At 68.1% G+C, this 16,322-nt stretch carries 13 protein-coding genes; 6 read left to right on the top strand and 7 right to left on the bottom strand.

The window, feature by feature from the left end; translation table 11 throughout:
* Positions 1–33 precede the first annotated feature (33 nt).
* The 3 genes from AC07U0_RS02755 to pgsA all read left to right on the top strand — a co-directional run bounded on the left by AC07U0_RS02755 (position 34) and on the right by pgsA (position 4,493).
* Complete coding sequence (locus tag AC07U0_RS02755) at positions 34–3,096, top strand: DUF3857 domain-containing protein (protein ID WP_494718494.1); 3,063 nt, start codon at positions 34–36, stop codon at positions 3,094–3,096.
* A gap of 40 nt (positions 3,097–3,136) precedes the next feature.
* Positions 3,137–3,760: a carbonic anhydrase gene (locus tag AC07U0_RS02750; RefSeq protein WP_494718493.1), complete on the top strand. Its 624-nt coding sequence runs from the start codon at positions 3,137–3,139 to the stop codon at positions 3,758–3,760.
* Positions 3,761–3,836: 76 nt separating this feature from the next.
* Positions 3,837–4,493 (top strand): CDP-diacylglycerol--glycerol-3-phosphate 3-phosphatidyltransferase, encoded by a 657-nt coding sequence (gene pgsA / locus AC07U0_RS02745; RefSeq protein WP_207868762.1) that lies wholly within the window; start codon positions 3,837–3,839, stop codon positions 4,491–4,493.
* On the opposite strand, the gene AC07U0_RS02740 is transcribed toward pgsA, so the two are convergent.
* From AC07U0_RS02740 to AC07U0_RS02725, 4 genes are all read right to left on the bottom strand, one after another.
* Complete coding sequence (locus AC07U0_RS02740) at positions 4,490–4,708, bottom strand: hypothetical protein (protein WP_494718492.1); 219 nt, start codon at positions 4,706–4,708, stop codon at positions 4,490–4,492. The genes pgsA and AC07U0_RS02740 overlap by 4 nt on opposite strands.
* A gap of 148 nt (positions 4,709–4,856) precedes the next feature.
* Complete coding sequence (locus tag AC07U0_RS02735; RefSeq protein WP_494719178.1) at positions 4,857–5,375, bottom strand: GNAT family N-acetyltransferase; 519 nt, start codon at positions 5,373–5,375, stop codon at positions 4,857–4,859.
* A gap of 2 nt (positions 5,376–5,377) precedes the next feature.
* On the bottom strand, positions 5,378–7,438 hold the full coding sequence (locus AC07U0_RS02730) for a S46 family peptidase (RefSeq protein ID WP_494718491.1): 2,061 nt from the start codon (positions 7,436–7,438) through the stop codon (positions 5,378–5,380).
* 192 nt (positions 7,439–7,630) lie between these two features.
* On the bottom strand, positions 7,631–9,712 hold the full coding sequence (locus AC07U0_RS02725) for a S46 family peptidase (protein ID WP_494718490.1): 2,082 nt from the start codon (positions 9,710–9,712) through the stop codon (positions 7,631–7,633).
* Positions 9,713–9,895: 183 nt separating this feature from the next.
* Between AC07U0_RS02725 and AC07U0_RS02720 the strand changes: the two genes are divergently transcribed.
* Genes AC07U0_RS02720 through AC07U0_RS02710 form a run of 3 tightly spaced genes read left to right on the top strand, consistent with a single transcriptional unit; the run spans position 9,896 to position 12,868 of the window.
* Positions 9,896–11,068 (top strand): ABC transporter permease, encoded by a 1,173-nt coding sequence (locus tag AC07U0_RS02720; RefSeq protein ID WP_494718489.1) that lies wholly within the window; start codon positions 9,896–9,898, stop codon positions 11,066–11,068.
* Entirely contained in the window at positions 11,065–11,823 is a 759-nt protein-coding gene (locus tag AC07U0_RS02715) for an ABC transporter ATP-binding protein (protein WP_494718488.1), read from the top strand. The genes AC07U0_RS02720 and AC07U0_RS02715 overlap by 4 nt, the downstream gene beginning before the upstream one ends.
* Before the next feature lie 34 nt (positions 11,824–11,857).
* On the top strand, positions 11,858–12,868 hold the full coding sequence (locus tag AC07U0_RS02710; RefSeq protein WP_494718487.1) for an HlyD family secretion protein: 1,011 nt from the start codon (positions 11,858–11,860) through the stop codon (positions 12,866–12,868).
* 3 nt (positions 12,869–12,871) lie between these two features.
* Here the strand turns inward: AC07U0_RS02710 and AC07U0_RS02705 are convergent, their stop codons facing one another.
* Genes AC07U0_RS02705 through AC07U0_RS02695 form a run of 3 tightly spaced genes read right to left on the bottom strand, consistent with a single transcriptional unit; the run spans position 12,872 to position 16,316 of the window.
* Positions 12,872–13,537 carry a DsbA family oxidoreductase gene (locus tag AC07U0_RS02705; RefSeq protein ID WP_494718486.1) on the bottom strand — a complete coding sequence of 222 codons (666 nt, stop codon included), beginning with the start codon at positions 13,535–13,537 and terminating at the stop codon, positions 12,872–12,874.
* A 60-nt stretch (positions 13,538–13,597) separates the two neighbouring features.
* Positions 13,598–15,757 (bottom strand): histidine kinase dimerization/phosphoacceptor domain -containing protein, encoded by a 2,160-nt coding sequence (locus AC07U0_RS02700; RefSeq protein WP_494718485.1) that lies wholly within the window; start codon positions 15,755–15,757, stop codon positions 13,598–13,600.
* A 1-nt stretch (position 15,758) separates the two neighbouring features.
* Complete coding sequence (locus AC07U0_RS02695) at positions 15,759–16,316, bottom strand: biliverdin-producing heme oxygenase (RefSeq protein WP_494718484.1); 558 nt, start codon at positions 16,314–16,316, stop codon at positions 15,759–15,761.
* Between the last annotated feature and the right edge of the window lie 6 nt (positions 16,317–16,322).

Below are 16,322 nucleotides of genomic sequence, written 5' to 3'. Positions count from 1 at the left end.
GTGCTAAACCTTTGCGGGAGATCTGGAGGGGTCATGTCGAGAGTGTGGTTGTGTGCGTTTGCGGCGGTTTCGCTGCTGGCGGCGGGGGACGTGCGTGCTCAGGAAGTTGAACGGGCCGCGACGCCGTCATGGGTGCGTCCGTTGGCCCAGGACGAGGCCCCGGCTCCGGTTGACGCCTCGCCGATCCGCATTCTCGCCACCGACCAGCAGGTCCGTTTCACGCGCGACGGCGTCGACACCTACACCTTCCGCCGCTACCGTGTGCAGACAACCCAAGGTCTGGGCATGCTCAGCACCATCAGCGCCGTTTGGTCGCCCCAGCGCGAGAGCGTGCAGGTCCATTCGATCCGCATCATCCGCGGAACCCAGGTCATCGACGTCCTCGACGGCCAGACCTTCGAACTGCTCCGGCGCGAGAGCAATCTTGAGAACTCCATGCTGGACGGCGCCCTGACGGCGACGCTGCAGCCGCGCGACCTGCGGGTCGGCGACATCCTGGAAACCGCCTTCACCCTCCACGACGGCGGCGGCGTTCTGGCCCCGCACCGCGAGGTGCTGAACGGACTGAACTCGGGGCTGACCGTCGACCACTACCGGATGCGCGCGATCTGGCCCGACGAAATGCCGATCCGCGTCCGGGGCATCGGCTCCTGGTCCGACGCCGCCCCGCGCCCGGATCGCAACGGCTGGGTGCTGGAGATCGACAAGCGCGACCTGCAGCCGCCCCGGATGCCTGACGACCTGCCCGCCCGCTTCTATTTTGACCGCACGGTCCAGTTCACCGACTTCGCCGACTGGTCACAGGCCTCCGCCTTGATGGCGCCGCTGTATGCGAAGTCCGGAACGCTGGAGCCCGGTTCGCCCCTGACCGCCGAGATCGAGCGCATCCGCGCCGAAAACCCGACCCCCGAGGCCCAGGCCGCTGCCGCCCTGCGTCTGGTGCAGGAACAGATCCGTTATGTCGCCCTGTCGATGGGCGAGGGCAACTATACCCCGGCCTCGGCCGACGAGGTCTGGCGCGCCCGCTACGGCGACTGCAAGGGCAAGACCTCGCTGCTGCTGGCCCTGCTGCACGGTCTCGGCATCGAGGCCGAAGGCGCTCTGGTCAGCACCAGTCTGGGCGACGGTCTGGACACCCAGCTGCCGCTGCTGGCCTGGTTCGACCACATCATCGTCCGCGCCACGATCGGCGACCGGACCTACTGGCTGGACGGCACCCGGACCGGCGACCGTGATCTGGCCTCGATCACCCCGCCTCCCTATCACTGGGCCCTGCCGGTGCGTGACGCCGCCGCCGTTCTGGAGCCCATCGTGGTGCCGCCGGCCGAACAGCTGGCGCTCGACATCTCCATGACCATTGACGCGTCCGAAGGCCTGGATGCGGCCGCGAAGATGGACATGGACTGGGCCATGACCGGAGACGCCGCCACGGCCTATCGCGAGCGGATATCGACTATTCCGCCCGAGCAGCTCGAGACGATGATGAAATCGTCCATGCAGGACAGCGACGCCTTCAAGGTCACGAACGTCGGCAATCGCTTCGATGACGCGACCAACACCTTCCATCTGCTGATCAGCGGAACGATGCGCATGGCCTGGGTCGCGGGATCGGGCGGCCGCCTGCTGGCCATCGACGGTTCGACCCTGACCACCAGCACCCAGGCCGAACGGAAGGGGCTGTACGCGGCCTGGAAGGACGATCCCTATTCCAACGCCTATCCGATCCGGAACCGGGTCCGCACGCGCATCATCTTGCCCGGCGGCGGCGAAGGCTTCCGTATCGAGGGCGCCGACCAGACGGTCGTGTCGGCCGGCGTTCACATGGAGCGCACGGCGACCATCACGGACGGCGTCGCCGAGGTGGTGATCACCTCCACCAGCCTGACGCCCGAAGTCAGCGCCGCCGACATGGCGACGGCGCGGACCCGCAACGAGAACCTTTCAAATGCGATGGTCCGGGTGCGCGCGCCGGCGAACTATCAGGCGACGGCGGCCGATCGCGCCCGGATGGAGGCCGCCGACAGCGATGTCGAGGACCTGATCAAACGGGCGGAGACCCTGACCAATTCCGAAGACCTCGACGGGGCTCTCGCCCTGCTGGACGCCGCATTGGAGAAGACGCCCGACGACGCCAAGGCCCTGCGCGCCCGTGGCGCGGTCCGTCTGGCCAAGGACGACTATGCCGGCGCCCAGGCGGACTATGACCATGCGGTCGATCTGGATCCGGCTGACATCGACGCCTTGACGGGGCAGGGCCGGGTGGCGCTCAGTGACAGCCGCGCGGCCGACGCCGTCGTCAGCTACAGCGTCGCCCTGCGTCTCGATCCGGGCAACCTGACCGCCCTGTGGGGACGCGGCGCCGCCTACTACCAGATCGGTCGCTACGACCGGGCCTTGGCCGACTACCGCGCCCTGAAGACGGCTGATCCCGATCTCTCGGCCGGACCGTCCGGTGAACTGCGCGCCCTCTACAAGCTCAACCGCCTGGCCGAGGCCCGGACGCTGATAGAGGCGATGCTGGCCGAGACCCCGACCGACCGGACCGGTCTGAACAGCCTGGTCTGGCTGGCCAAGCTGGAAGGCAGGCCCGAGACCGCTCTGGCGCCGCTGGACACCGCCATCGCGGCGTCTCCGGACAGCAGCGATCTGCTCACCCTGCGCGGCCGGGCCCGGGTGCGTGCGGGCGACGCGACCGGCGCGCGCGCCGATTTCGCCGCCGTGCGCGCCCTGGCCGCCGGCGATCCGGTCCTGCTTAACAACCTGTGCTGGGGCGAGGGGTTGGCCGGCTTCGATCTTGAGGTCGCGCTGGGCGATTGCGACAGCGCCATCGCGGGCGCCGAGGAGGCGGGCTTCATCGACAGCCGCGCTCTGGTCCTGCTTCAGCTCGACCGGTACGCCGAGGCCAAAGCCGCTTACGATCAGGCCTTGGCCGCGGAGCCGAACCAGACCTCATCCCTTTATGGCCGGGGGCTGGCGCGTCTGGCCCTGGGCGATGCGGCCGGACGCGAGGACATGGACAAGGCCCAGGCCCGGTCCTTCGACGTGGCGGACAATTTCAACGCCTTCACGGCCCGCCATCCAGAACTTTCGCGTTGATGATCTTGGCGTCGCCCCCGGGCGGCGCCAAAAGCGGTTCATGAGCGACTTCAACAACGACGCCCTGACCGAGGGTTACCGCCGTTTCCGCCAGGAGCACTGGCCGGAAGCCCGCGCGGAATACGAGACCCTGGCCAAGGGTCAGAAGCCGCACACCCTGATCGTCGCCTGTTCCGACAGCCGCGCTGACCCGGCCCTGATCTTCGACGCCGCGCCCGGCGAGCTGTTCGTGGTTCGCAACGTCGCCAACCTGGTCCCGCCCTATGAGCCGGACGGCCAGAAGCACGGCGTCTCCGCGGCGCTGGAGTTCGGGGTCAAGGTGCTGGAGGTGTCCCGCATCGTGGTCATGGGCCACGCCAGCTGCGGCGGCGTCGGCGCCATGCTGCACGGCGCGCCCGACAACTGCCGCGACTTCGTCGCCCCCTGGGTCGAGCAGGGCACCCCGGTGGTCCGCCACGTCGCCGAGACGGTGGCGCCCGATCAGGTCCAGAGCGCGGCGGAGGAGGCGGTGGTGCGCCTGTCGATCCGCAACCTGCGCACCTTCCCCTGGATCGCCGAGCGCGAGGCGGCGGGCAAGCTCACCCTGACCGGCCTGCATTTCGGCATTGCCGACGGCGTGCTGCGCAAGCTGGGCGACGGGCCGCGGTTCGAACCTCTGGGCTGATCGGTCGTTCACTGCTCACAGTCGCGTCCGGCGGCGAAGCATGGCAAACGATATGCAGCCGCCTGAAAGAGACTCGATGACCCCCGCCCATCACGCCAATCCGATCCCCAACATCCTGACCGGCATCCGCCTGTTCGCCGGGGTGGTGATGTTCCTGATCCTGGCGGGCGCGACCGGGGGTTTCGGACCGCTGTCGGCCTATCTCGATCCTGACGACCAGTTCGCCCTGTATCGCGCGGCCTTCTGGATCTTCGTGGTCGCGGCCTCGACCGACTGGGTCGACGGCTATCTGGCGCGCCGCTGGAACGCGACGACGCGCTGGGGCGCCATCCTCGATCCCATCGCCGACAAGATCCTGGTCACGGGCGCCATCCTGGGCGTGCTGACCTCCGGCTCCGTGCCCCAGATCGCCATCCCCTGCGGCCTGATCCTGTTCCGCGAGTTCGCCGTCTCGGCCCTGCGCGAGACCGTCGCCGGCAAGGTCAAGCTGGACGTCACCCTGCTGGCCAAGTGGAAGACGACGCTGCAGATGGTCGCCCTCGGCGCCCAGCTTCTGGCCCGCAACTGGGACGGCTTCGGCTGGGACCTCGACTATATCGACCAGTTCCAGCTCGTCGCCGACACCCTGATCTGGGCCGCCGCCTTCGCCACCCTGTGGACCGGCTGGCAGTATTTCGACAAGGCGCGGCGCGAGATGAACAAGCCCGAAGTCGTCAAACTGGACCCGCTCTAGGGGCGGCGTTTGGTCAGGCGCTGGTTGTCGTTCAGACCCGTGTAGGGCGGGACGGCCGCGGGCGTATTCAGACGGGCCCGTCGCTCGCGCAGCATGGCGTGAAAGTCGTCGGCGAGTTCCAGCAGCTGCCGGTTCGACAGCCGTTTGGCCACAGAGAGCAGCTCGTCTTCCAGCTTGCCGAAGGTCCGTAACGAGACTCCTGGACGGCCGGGCATGCGAACTCTCTACTGTTGGCGGGGGGACCTGCCGATCAGCTAAATCGGCGTAGGGCGCGGTGTCATGGGGGCGGCGTGATTAACGCCGCCCGGAACTCGCCATTTCCGGGAAATGTCCACAGCTTTCAGCTGCAAAGCTTGTGACCGCCTACAGCGCCTTGGCCAGCACCACGAACTCCAGGTCGCGCCGCTTGGGCAGGCCGAACCGTTCGTCGTCCATTGGGAAGGGCTGGGTCTCGCCGGTCAGGGCATAGCCGCGCCGCTCGTACCAGGCGATCAGTTCCTCGCGCTGGCGGATGACGGTCATCTCCATACGTGGCGCCTTGAGCGTTTCCGCCGCAAAGGCCTCGGCGCCCGCCATCAGCTGACGGCCCAGACCGCCCGCCTGCCGGTCCGGATCGACCGACAGCATGCCCAGATAGGCCGAGCCGTCGGCCTGACGGGCCACGAGGACGCAGCCGATCAGGACCTCGCCCTCCAGCGCCAGAAGCAGCGTCTTGTCGGGATCGGCGATGATCTCCGCCAGACCGTCCGCGTCGGTGCGCTGACCGCCAAGCAGGTCGGCCTCGTGGGTCCAGCCCTTCTTGGCCGTCTCGCCGCGATAGGCGCTCTCGACCAGACGGTGCAGGGCCGGAATGTCGTCCGGCGTCGCCGGCCTGAGCGTCAGGGTCACCGAACGCCCAGCTCCGCGACGAGACCCGACATGCCATAGACGTCGCGCAGGGCGGCGGTCACCGCGCCGGTCGTGACGATGACGCTGCGGTTGACCTGACGGTCATAGCCGTAGGCGTTGCGCTGGCTGAGCACGGTCGAGTCGAAATTGGCCCCGACGATCTCGCCCTTCGCATTGACGACCGGCGAGCCCGAGGAGCCGCCGATGGTGTCGGACGATACGGTCATGTCCAGCACGGTGTCGGCCGGGATGCGGTCCTTCGCGGCCAGCAGTTTCGGCGCGACGTCGAACGGCGGGGCGCCGGTGGCGCGGTCCCACAGGCCGGCGAAGGTGGTGAACGGCCCCCAACGCTGGCCGGGCACGTCCGAACCCTCGATCTTGCCGTAGGTCAGGCGCAGCGTCCCCGTCGCATCCGGATAGACCGCGTCGCCATAGGCGGCGAAGCGGGCGGTGGCCAGCGCTTCCGAGCCACGGTCGGTCGGAGCCTGAACCTTCTCCTCCCACTCGGTGCGGATGGCGCGGGTCGGCTCCTGGATCGACAGCAGGTACTGGATCATCGGATCGTCGGACGCCTGGATGGCGGCGAGACCGCCTTCCCACAGGGCGCGACGCACGGCCGGGTCGGCCAGCTTCGTGCCGGAGACGACGCGCGCCGACAGCTGTTCGGGCGACTCACGGCCCAGCAGCGGACGCACATAGGGGCTGTCGACGGTCAGCCATTCGCGGGTCTTGGACAGCCACCACTCCATGCGGATCTGCTCGAGCTCCGGATAGACCGGCCTTTCGGCGAACAGGGCGGTGCGGGCGGCGGACAGGCGGCTGTCGGCGAACTCCGGCAGGCGCTGGTCGGACGGCTTGGCCCGCTCCTGCGCGCCACGCACCAGCGTCCGCGCCCAGAGGAACAGTTGCGATCCGCCGGCGACCGAGGTCGTGCCGATGCCCGTGCCGCCTTCCAGCAGGGCGTATGGGGCATAGAGTTCACGAACGGCGGGCTGAATGGCGGCCAGATCATTGAAGGTGCCTTCGCCGGCCTTCTGACGGAAGTCGGTTTCATTGGCCGCCCGGGTCGCCATGAAGGCCGGGTCGGTCAGGGCGCGCATGCGGCCGAGACCGCGCTTGTAGGTGTTCTCGAGGCTGACGATCGGATCCATCGCCTCGAAGGCCTGACGCTCACCCTCTTCGGAATAGCGGATCATCCGGCCGCGCAGCTCCGAAGCGATCAGCTGATCCATCGGCAGGACCACGTCGCGCACCGTCATCAGCTGGTCCTGGGTCAGCAGACGCTGGGTCGCGCCCGGGCTGCCCGAGACGAAGACGGGCGTGCCCTCGACGGGCTTGGTGGCGTTCCAGACGAAGTGGGTCGGGGTCTGTGCGGGGGCGTCGTTCTCGTACAGCCGGATGAAGGCCGCATCGATGGCGAAGCGCGGGAAGCTGAAATTGTCGAGGTCGCCGCCGAAGGTCGCGGCCCGGTCCTCGGGGGCGAAGGCCAGGCGGACGTCGGTGTACTTCTTGTAGGTGTAGAGCTTGAACTGGCCGCCCCGGTACAGGCTGACGACCTGACAGCGCTTGTCGGTCACGTCGCCGCAGGCTTCGGATTCGATCCGCCCGGCCTCGGCGTCGCGCGCCTGGGTGAAGGCGGCGCCCGACAGGCCCTCGCCCGCCTTGTGCATCCGCTCGGTCACGTCGGCGATGCCGGTCAGGACCTCGGCGGTCGAGCCCGGGCATTTGACCTCTTCCTCACGCGCCTTGGGGGTGAAGCCGGTCTCGGCGTAGTTGGTCGCCTGGGTCGAGATATTGGCCACGCAGGTCGCGACGCAGTGGTTGTTGGTCATCACCAGTCCCTCGCCGGAGACGATCCCCGCCGAACAGCCGCCGAATTTCACCGACGACAGCCGCACCTGATCGAGGAAGCCCTGATCGATGCTCGTGCCGAGCGTCTGGTTCGCCCGGGCGATCGGGAAGTTGTCGAAGGTCCACATGCCTTCCTCGGCGCTCGCGGACGAGGCGGCGGCGAAGCCGAGAACGGCGATGGAGGCGGCGAAGGCGAGATGACGCATGGATAACTCCTGTTTCCTCCCTGTCGCGTAGCGATGGGGAGGTGGATCGGCGGCCGCTTGGCCGGCGAGACGGAGGGGTTCTTGAAGCGCACTCGGTCCAGGGTCTTCAGATCGTGGTGCGGCAAGCGCCCCTCCACCACTTCGTGGTCCCCCTCCCCATTCGCCAAGCGGCGAACGGGGAGGAGATATGGATCAGCGAACCCCCAGCTCTTCGAGCAGGCGGGGCTGGTGGTAGATGTTGCGCAGGGCCTCGGTGATGGCGGCGGTCGAGACCGTCACTGTCCGGTTCAGCGCGCCGTCGTAGCCGAACGAGCCGCCCAGCGAGTGGATATTGCCGTCGAAGGCGGCGCCGATGACTTCACCCCGGGCGTTGATCACGGGCGAGCCCGAGTTGCCGCCGATGATGTCGTTGGTCGAGACGAAGTCGTAGACGGTGTCCTTGTTCACCTTCGACTCGTTGTCGAGGAAGGCTTGGGCCGCGTTGAACGGCTCGGCGCCCGTGGCCCGCTCATAGAGACCGCCCATATAGGTGAAGGGCGGAACGGTCACGCCGCGATAGCTCCAGCCGGCGACGGCGCCGTAGGACAGACGCAGGCTGAAGGTCGCGTCCGGGTAGAGGTTGGTGCCGTAGACCGCGAACCGGGCCTGGGCGATCTTCTCGCCGGCCTTGGCGGTCGGGCCGTTGACGGCCGAGTCCCACTGGGCGCGCACGGCCTGGGCCGCGTTGTCGTTGGCCAAAACGAAGGCGATCAGCGGGTCGCCCGAAGCGGCCAGTTGCTCCGGCGTCATGGCGAACAGTTGCGCGCGCACGGCCGGGTCGCCCAGCTTCGTGCCCGTGACCAGACGGTCGGCGATGTCGGCCGGGGCGTCCTTGCCGAGCAGGGCCTTCACCTCGGCGTTGTCGACGGTCAGGTACTCCCGCGTCTTCAGCATCCAGTGGGTCAGGTAGATTTCTTCCAGACCCTGATCGATCGGGGTCACCTCGGCCAGACGACGGGCAGTCTGGGCCAGGGCGGCGTCGGTATAGCCGGCCCGGCGCTCGGCCATCGGCTTGGCGCGTTCCTTCGAGGCGCGAACGATGGCTTTGGCATAGCCGTACAGGGCCGAGCCGCCGCCGGCCGAAGCTTCCAGCTGGCGGTAGGGCAGGTAGAGGTCGCGGGCCGAGGCCTGGACCTTCTCCAGATCGCCCCACGGATCGCCGATGCGGGCGGCGATGGCGGGATCGGCGGCGACGCGGGCGCGCAGCTCGGCCTCTTCCTCACGCTTCTTGCCCATGAAGGCCGGGTCGGTCAGGGCGCCTTCCTGGCCGTAGTAGACCTTGAAGCTGTTCTCCAGACCGAACAGGGGATCGAAGACGACCCGCTTGGCCTCTTCCGAGGTGGTCGCATATTCCTGTAGACGGCCGCGCAGTTCCGAGGCCTGGATCAGGGTGATCGGGTTCACCTGATCGCGCAGACGCTCCAGCTGCGACATGGTCAGCAGACGCGAGGTCGAGCCCGGGTTGCCGGCGACGAAGGTCACGTCGCCTTCCTTGGGCGCGTTCGGGTTCCAGGTCAGGTGGGTCGGGGTCGAGACCGGCTTGCCGTCCTCATAGATACGCAGGAAGCCGGTATCGAGGGCGTAGCGCGGGAAGTTGAAGTTGTCGGGATCCCCACCGAAGAAAGCGGCCTGGTTTTCCGGCGCGAAGACCAGACGGACGTCCTCGTACTTGCGGAACTTGTACAGGGCGTAGCGGCCGCCACGGTAGAAGCTGATGACCTGACAGGTCTGGGTCTGTTTGTCGGTGCAGTTCTCGTCCTCGATCTTTGTCGTCTCGGCGCCGCGCGCCTGGACGAAGGCCGCGCCTTCCAGCCCCTGGCCGGCGCCCAGCACCCGGTCGGTGACGTCGATGATGTCGGTGAGAATCTCGGCGGTCTCGCCGGGGCATTCCTTCTCTTCCTCGCGCGTCGCGGTCAGGAAGCCGTTCTTGACGTAGTCATGCTCGGCCGAGGACAGCTCCTGGGCGCAGCCGACGACGCAGTGCCAGTTGGTCAGGATCAGGCCCTCGCCCGAGACCAGCGACGCCGAACAGCCGTTGATGCGGACGGCCGAGTTGCGGATGTGGTCCAGCCAGGCCTGATCGATGTGGGTGCCGTATTTGTCGTTCACCGTCTGGATGGGGAAGTTGTCGAACGTCCACATGCCCTCGTCCGCCTTGGCGGGCGTGGAGGCGGCGGACAGGACAGCCGTGGCCGCGCCGAGCGCAGCAAGTGAGACGGTAAAACGTAGCGACATGGGGTCGATCTCCGATGGGAACGCGGCTTTGCTAGACCCAAGCCGGGCCGCCGTCCATGCCGCCCGCCTGTGGCCTCGCGACACGTCTCGGGAACGGAGCCGACGCCTTACCCCGATTTAACTTGGTCTTGATCGTCGTCGGCCTCAGATAACGACAACACTTCGGGGTTGAAACGCTTTTACATGTCGCTCGCACTATCCACGCTGCTGTTTGAGTGGCGGCGCTATATGGCCGCCGTCATGGCGCTGGCCCTCTCCGGGCTGCTGGTCCTCGCCATGACCGGCGTCTTCATCGGCATCGGCAAGGGCTTCACCGCCACGATCGAACGTTCCAGCGCCGACATCATCATCATGCAGCCGGGCGCCAAGAGCCTGATGGGCGGCCCCTCGGGCGTGCCGCGCCGCTTCATTCCCCTGGCCTACAACCACCCTGAGGTGGTCGAGGTGAAGCCGCTGGACGGCGCCGGCGGCAGCTTCCAGTCGATCAAGAACGTCGACCCGACCATGTCCCAGGCCGAGCGCGCCCGGCGCGGCGCGCCCAAGCAGCAATTCGTCCAGACCTCGATCATCGACACCACGCCCGGTTCGGTGACCATTCCGACCGACTATTCCCAGGAACTGATCGACGCCCTGCGCCAGCCCTATACGGTCGCCATCGACGAGACGGCGCTCAAGCCCCTGGGCGTCAAGCTGGGCGACAAGGCCCTGTACAACGGCCAGACCGTGACCGTCGTCGCCGTGCTGCGCGGCTATCCCAACATGATGCAGTCCACCATCGTGATGTCACGCGACACCCTGCGGATGGTGGGCCAGGCCGACACCGGCCCGCGTGTCGGCCCCCTGATGGTCAAGCTGCGCGATCCCGCCCGCTCCCAGCTCGTTGCCGCCCAGCTCAACGCCATGGGCAACGGCCAGTGGAAGGCCTGGACGCGTCAGGAACTGGCCGACGCCAACGCCGGCGCCATGTTCGAGGAAGGCATCCTGGTCATCATCATCGGCGGCTGCGTGGTGCTGGGCACCATCATCGGCGTGGCCATCACCTGGCAGACCCTGCGCGGCGCCATCATGGCCAACATCAAGGAGTTCGCCTCCCTGCGGGCGCTGGGCGTCGGTATGGGCTCTCTGAACCGGATCGTGGTCGAGCTCAGCTTCTGGGTCGGCTGCGTCGGGGTGGTGGCCGCGATCGTCCTGACCTGGCTGGTCTCGCTGCTGGCCATGGCCAATGCGGTCATCATCGCCCTGCCGCCCATCCTTCTGGTGGTGGTCGGCGGCGGCCTGATCCTGATCGCCATGCTGTCCGGCATCCTGTCGCTGGGCATCCTCAAGAACAGCCAACCCGCGGACCTGCTGCGATGAACGCCCATACGAAAGTTCACGGCAAGCACGGCGACTTCGCGATCGAGGCCAAGAATCTGGTCAAGCGGTTCAAGTCCGGCAAGGCCTATGTCGAGGTGCTCAAGGGCGTCGACTTCGATGCGCGCCACGGCGACCTGACCATGGTCATGGGCCCCTCGGGTTCCGGCAAGTCGACCCTGATCGCGGCGCTCTCGGGCCTGCTGCGGCCCGAGGAAGGCCGTGTCGACGCCCTCGATGTCGACGACCTGTGGAAGATGTCCAGCGGCCGGATCGACAAGTTCCGTCTGGATCACTGCGGCTTCATCTTCCAGGGCTTCAACCTGTTCCCGGCGCTGACCGCCCTGCAGCAGGTCGAGATCGTGCTGAAATTCCAGGGCTTGACCCCCGGGCAGGCGAAGAAGCGCGCCACCGAGGCCCTGGTCGAGGTCGGTCTGTCGCACCGCCTGCATCAGCGCCCCGCCATCCTGTCGGGCGGCGAGAAGCAGCGCGTCGCCATCGCCCGCGCCCTGGCCAAGGATCCCAAGATCCTCTTCGCCGACGAACCGACCTCGGCGCTGGACGGCGAGAACGGCCAGGTGGTCATCCGCCTGCTGCGTCGCGCCGCCACCGAACACGGCGCCGCCGTCATTTGCGTGACCCACGACCCCCGCCTCGAGGCCTGGGCCGACCGGGTCATCAAGATCGAGGACGGCGTCATCGTCTCGGACGAACGCCGCGTGCCCGATCCCACCGCCACCCTCTCTTCGCACCACTGATCGCCAGAACAAGATCCCTCAGGACCCAACGCAAATGCCCGCCTTTCTGAAGAACAAATGGACCTGGATCGGCATTCTGCTGATCATCGTGCTGGTTGTCGGCTTCCTCGTCGTCAGCAAGGGACAGGCCGCCAAGAAGGCCGAGGTCGAGAAGGCCGCGGCGACCAAGGTCGAAAGCCCCTATGCGGCCATCGCCAACGGCAAGGTCGATATCGAGGGCGGCATCATCCAGGTCGCGGCGCGCCGCGGCGGCATCATCCGCGAAGTCCTGGTCCAGGAAGGCGACCGCGTCGTCGCCGGCCAGATCCTGGCCCGTCAGGAAGACGATGAAGCCCGTCTGGCCGTCCAGAGCGCCCGCGCCCAGGTCGCCCAGGCTGAAAGCCAGCTGGCCCAGATCCGCGTTGACATCCGCACCGCCCAGCGCGAGCGCGAGCGCCTGCAGAAGCTTGTCGCCACCAACTTCGTCGCCGCCCAGCGCATCGACCAGGCCCAGGACGCCATCGACACGGCCCAGGCCCGGCTCGGCTCCCAGACGGCCGCAGTCCAGACCGCCCGCGCCCAGCTGTCGCAATCGCTCTACAACGAAGAGCTGACGGTGATTCGCAGCCCGATGGCCGGCCGCATCGTGCGCCGCTACGCCAACCCCGGCGCCGGCGCCTCGACCCTGAACGTCTCGGCCATGTTCGATCTGGAGCCCGACGCCCCGCGCATCGCCCGCGCCGAGATCGTCGAGTCCGACATCCCCAACATCGCCGCCGGCCAGGCCGTCGAGATCACGCCGGAAGGCGATCCGACCAAGGTCTATATCGGTTCGGTCCTGCGCCGCGCCGCCGTCTTCGGCGCCCGCAAGCTGGCCTCCGACGACCCCTCGCAGCGCTCCGACGAACGCGTCGTGGAAGTCGTGGTCTCGGCCGGCGACGCGCCCCTGCTGATCGGCCAGCGCGTCCTGGTCAAGTTCATGAAGCCGGGCCAGACCGCCGGCGCTCCGCGCGCACCGTCCAACGGCGTGCCTGCCGATCGCTCGATGCGTCAGCCGGGCGCGTAAGCCTCAGGCGGCGGAGGGCGCCTTGCTCTCCGCCGCGACCTGCCTCAGGGCGCCTTCGAAGACCTCGGCGGGCTGGCCGCCCGAGATCAGATATTTGTCGTTGATGATGATGGCCGGGACCGAGTTGATCCCCCGGCTGCGCCACAGCTCCTCGGCCGCCCGCACCTCGGCGGCATAGCGGCCCGAGGCCAGCACCTCCGCCGCCTCCGCCCGGTCCAGCCCCACCGAGGCCGCTGTATCGGCCAGGACCTCGCGGTCGCCCGGGTTCAGCTGTTTCGTGAAATAGGTTTCGAACAGGGCCGCCTTCAGCGCCGCCTGTTTGCCGCTCGCCTCGGCCCAGTGCAGCAGGCGATGGGCGTCGAAGGTGTTGTAGATGCGGCTCTCGTCCGTCATCCGCATCTCGAAGCCGACCTCGGCGGCGCGGCCCTTGATCATGGCGCGCGCCTGGGCCGACTGTTCGGGCGTGGAGCCGTATTTGCGGCCGATGTGTTCGACGATGTTCTCGCCCTCGGGCGCCATCTGCGGGTTCAGCTCGAACGGCTGGAAATGGATGTCGACCTCGGCCAGATCCCCGACGCGGCCGATCGCCGTCTCCAGCCCGCCCAGTCCGATCACGCACCAGGGGCAGGAGACGTCGGAGACGAAGTCGATCTTGATCGGGGTCGGCATGGCGGGCGTCCTTGAAGGTTCGTCCGCATATGGGCGCTGATGCGTCCCCCGCCAGACCCGCTAGCCGATCGGCGCCGTCAGGATGACCCGCAGGCCCGGTCTGGCCGCCCGGTATTCGATCGCCGCCCCCAGCTGTCCGGCCAGGCTTTCGATCAGGCGCGAGCCGAACCCCTTGCCCGCCTGGTGCCCGCCGACGCCCTCGTCGGCGACGATGACCCGCGCCGCGCCCCGGTCTTCCTCGAGCGTGACGTAGAGGGGGCCGGGCCGGCCGCCATAGGCGTATTTCTGGGCGTTGATGATCAGCTCGGTCAGGACCAGTCCGAAGGTCACGGCGCGCCCGGCCTCGATGCTGATCGGCGCCAGTTCGGTGTGGATCAGCGCCGCCCAGTCCTGTCCCGAGGAGGTCGCCATGTCCTCGATCAGCTCGGAGAAATAGCGGCCCAGATCGATCGTCTCGAACTGGTCGGCGCGGTACAGGCGGCTGTGCACCAGCGACACGGCCTTCACCCGCCGCTGGGCCTCCTTGAGCACCTCGGAGGAGGGACGCGCGTCCACATTGTCGCGCGCCTGCAACGACAGGAAGCTGGCGATCAGTTGCAGGCTGTTCTGGACGCGGTGATTGACCTCACGCAGCAGGAAGTCCTGATGCTCGAGCTTCAGGTCGCGGTCGGCGACCGATTCCTGCAGCGACTGGTTGACCCGGCGCATCTGGCGCAGGGCCCGCAGTTCGAACAGGGCGTCACGGAAGCGGCCGGCGCTTTCGATCTCCGGGTTGGTCCAGCGCTGGGCCCGACCGCTGACCGTCTCGGTCCACTCCTCGAAACTGGCGCGCGGGGTCAGCTTGCCCGCCTCGCCCGTCTTGACCGCCGTATGGGGATCGCCCGCCCAGCGCACGACCTCCAGCTTCTCGGCCCGGAACCACATCATGACGAAGGGCTCTTCGGCGGCGATGACAAAGGCCATGAAGCCGCTGGCCTCGGTCTTCCAGGCGGCCGCGGCCGGGAAGATTTCCGACAGGCTGGCGCTGGAGACGACGCGGCCCGCTGCGGTCTTCGCCACCCAGTTGCCCAGGGCCGCGACGCCGTTGGCGGGTGGACAGGCGCCGCCGGTCGAGACGTTCTTGCCGCGCAACACCGCCGCTCCCGTCGCCCCGACAAGGGACGCGATCTCGTCGAGGTGCTTCGCCAGGGCCGCGTCCAGCGGCTCCTCCAGCGGGATACGGGCGACGAGTTCGTCCTCAAGTCCGCGGAGCCGCACCCGCTCGCGATAGAGTTCGGCGTCGTCCTTGGCCTTGAGCTGGCGCGCCAGACCCCGCGCGAGGGCGGTGGCGGCGATCCGCGTCTCGTGGGTCAGCAGGCGAGGCCGGCTGTCGTGACAGGCGACCAGACCCCACAGCACGCCGTCGGTGACGATGGAGATCGAGGCCGAGGATCCGACCTCCATATTGCGCAGATACTGGAGGTGGATCGGCGACACACTGCGCAGGACGCTGTCGCTCATGTCCAGCGGCGGCTCATTTTCAGGCAGGGCGGGGCGCAGGGGGCGGGGCTGGTAGCGCACCTCGGGGATGACCCGCACCGGATTGCGCACATAGAGGGCGCGCGCCTGCTTCGGAATGTCCGTCGCCGGGAAGTGGTGGTTCAGGAAGGACGACATCTCCGGCGCCCTGGATTCCGCCAGCACGCTACCCGCATCGTCGTCGAGGAAACGATAGATCATCACCCGCTCGAAGCCGGTCAGGCTGCGGAACTCGTCGGCGGCCCGGGCGGCCAGCTGGCGCACATTGGCGGCGCGTTCGAAGGCGACCCCGGCCTTGTCCATCCGGGACAGGAGGTCGATGCCGGTGTGGGTCGTGTCGCCGCTGCGTTCGACCTCGACGATCCGGCGCGTCCCGCTGCGGTGGGTGCTGACATCGAAGGTCTCGCCCGAGAGCGCGGTCCAGCGGCCGATGAAGACGGCCCCGTCGCCCGGGGGCGGGGAGGCGACGGCCTCACCGATTATCTCGCCGAGCAGGGCGGACACGGGGCTGCCGATCCACTCCTGAACGCCGGTAATGTCCTCGATGTCGCCCGCGCCATGGGCCACGACGGCGTCGTCAACGTCGGTCACCAGCATGAAGCCGTGAGGCTGGATCGACCCGGGAATGTGGATGGGCTCGCGGTCGCAGTCGTTCAGTTCGGCATCGGACAGCGCAAGGTCAGCGGAGGGCGTTTCAGGCACGTCAGTCTCCGCAAAGAACCTCATGGGCATAGCGGAAGCCGGCGACGCCGCCGGCCAGAACGTCCGGACGCGCCTCGGGTTCCCTGCGGTCGGCCAGGTCGAGAACCTCGACGAAGCGTCGCCACCAGTCTCCTGTATCAGCCCCGTAGGGGTGTAAAAAGCTCAATCCGACCAAATCCTTACCCCGGCCGACAAGTGTACGGTGGATGACGCGCCCGCCCAGCGAACTGCCCTCCAGCACATACCACCAGCCCAGCGCCTCGGCGGCGGATCCGACAGTCGGCGGGGTGATCTTCAGCGGCTCACCACCGAGGTCGGCGAGGTCCCGCGCAATGCCGTCCGCGCGGCGGCGATGGTCGAATTCCAGCCCCGGCATGTCGTTGAGCCACGGCTCGACCGCCGGCTCGACCGAGGCGTGCAGCCGGTGAAACCGCGCCACCAGATCGCGTCGCCGCTCCGGATCGGCGACCCGGCCGAACAGGTCGATGTCGGTTTCCAGCGCCTTGTGCGCCTCGCCGGTCGCCCCACGCAGGGCCTCGATGATTGCAGGTTGGGACAAGCGGTC

Source organism: Brevundimonas sp. GW821-FHT02A10, assembly GCF_059422025.1.
The sequence above is the reverse complement of the archived record's forward strand: the minus strand, read 5'-3'. Positions and strand labels throughout refer to the sequence as shown.

Bases quoted from the DNA above. Each gene is read 5' to 3' on its own strand.
- pgsA (WP_207868762.1), top strand. From the start codon at position 3,837: ATGACCCCCGCCCATCACGCCAATCCGATCCCCAACATCCTGACCGGC.
- AC07U0_RS02740 (WP_494718492.1), bottom strand. From the start codon at position 4,708: ATGCCCGGCCGTCCAGGAGTCTCGTTACGGACCTTCGGCAAGCTGGAA.
- AC07U0_RS02715 (WP_494718488.1), top strand. From the start codon at position 11,065: ATGAACGCCCATACGAAAGTTCACGGCAAGCACGGCGACTTCGCGATC.
- AC07U0_RS02750 (WP_494718493.1), top strand. From the start codon at position 3,137: ATGAGCGACTTCAACAACGACGCCCTGACCGAGGGTTACCGCCGTTTC.
- AC07U0_RS02710 (WP_494718487.1), top strand. From the start codon at position 11,858: ATGCCCGCCTTTCTGAAGAACAAATGGACCTGGATCGGCATTCTGCTG.
- AC07U0_RS02730 (WP_494718491.1), bottom strand. From the start codon at position 7,438: ATGCGTCATCTCGCCTTCGCCGCCTCCATCGCCGTTCTCGGCTTCGCC.
- AC07U0_RS02705 (WP_494718486.1), bottom strand. From the start codon at position 13,537: ATGCCGACCCCGATCAAGATCGACTTCGTCTCCGACGTCTCCTGCCCC.
- AC07U0_RS02720 (WP_494718489.1), top strand. From the start codon at position 9,896: ATGTCGCTCGCACTATCCACGCTGCTGTTTGAGTGGCGGCGCTATATG.
- AC07U0_RS02725 (WP_494718490.1), bottom strand. From the start codon at position 9,712: ATGTCGCTACGTTTTACCGTCTCACTTGCTGCGCTCGGCGCGGCCACG.
- AC07U0_RS02755 (WP_494718494.1), top strand. From the start codon at position 34: ATGTCGAGAGTGTGGTTGTGTGCGTTTGCGGCGGTTTCGCTGCTGGCG.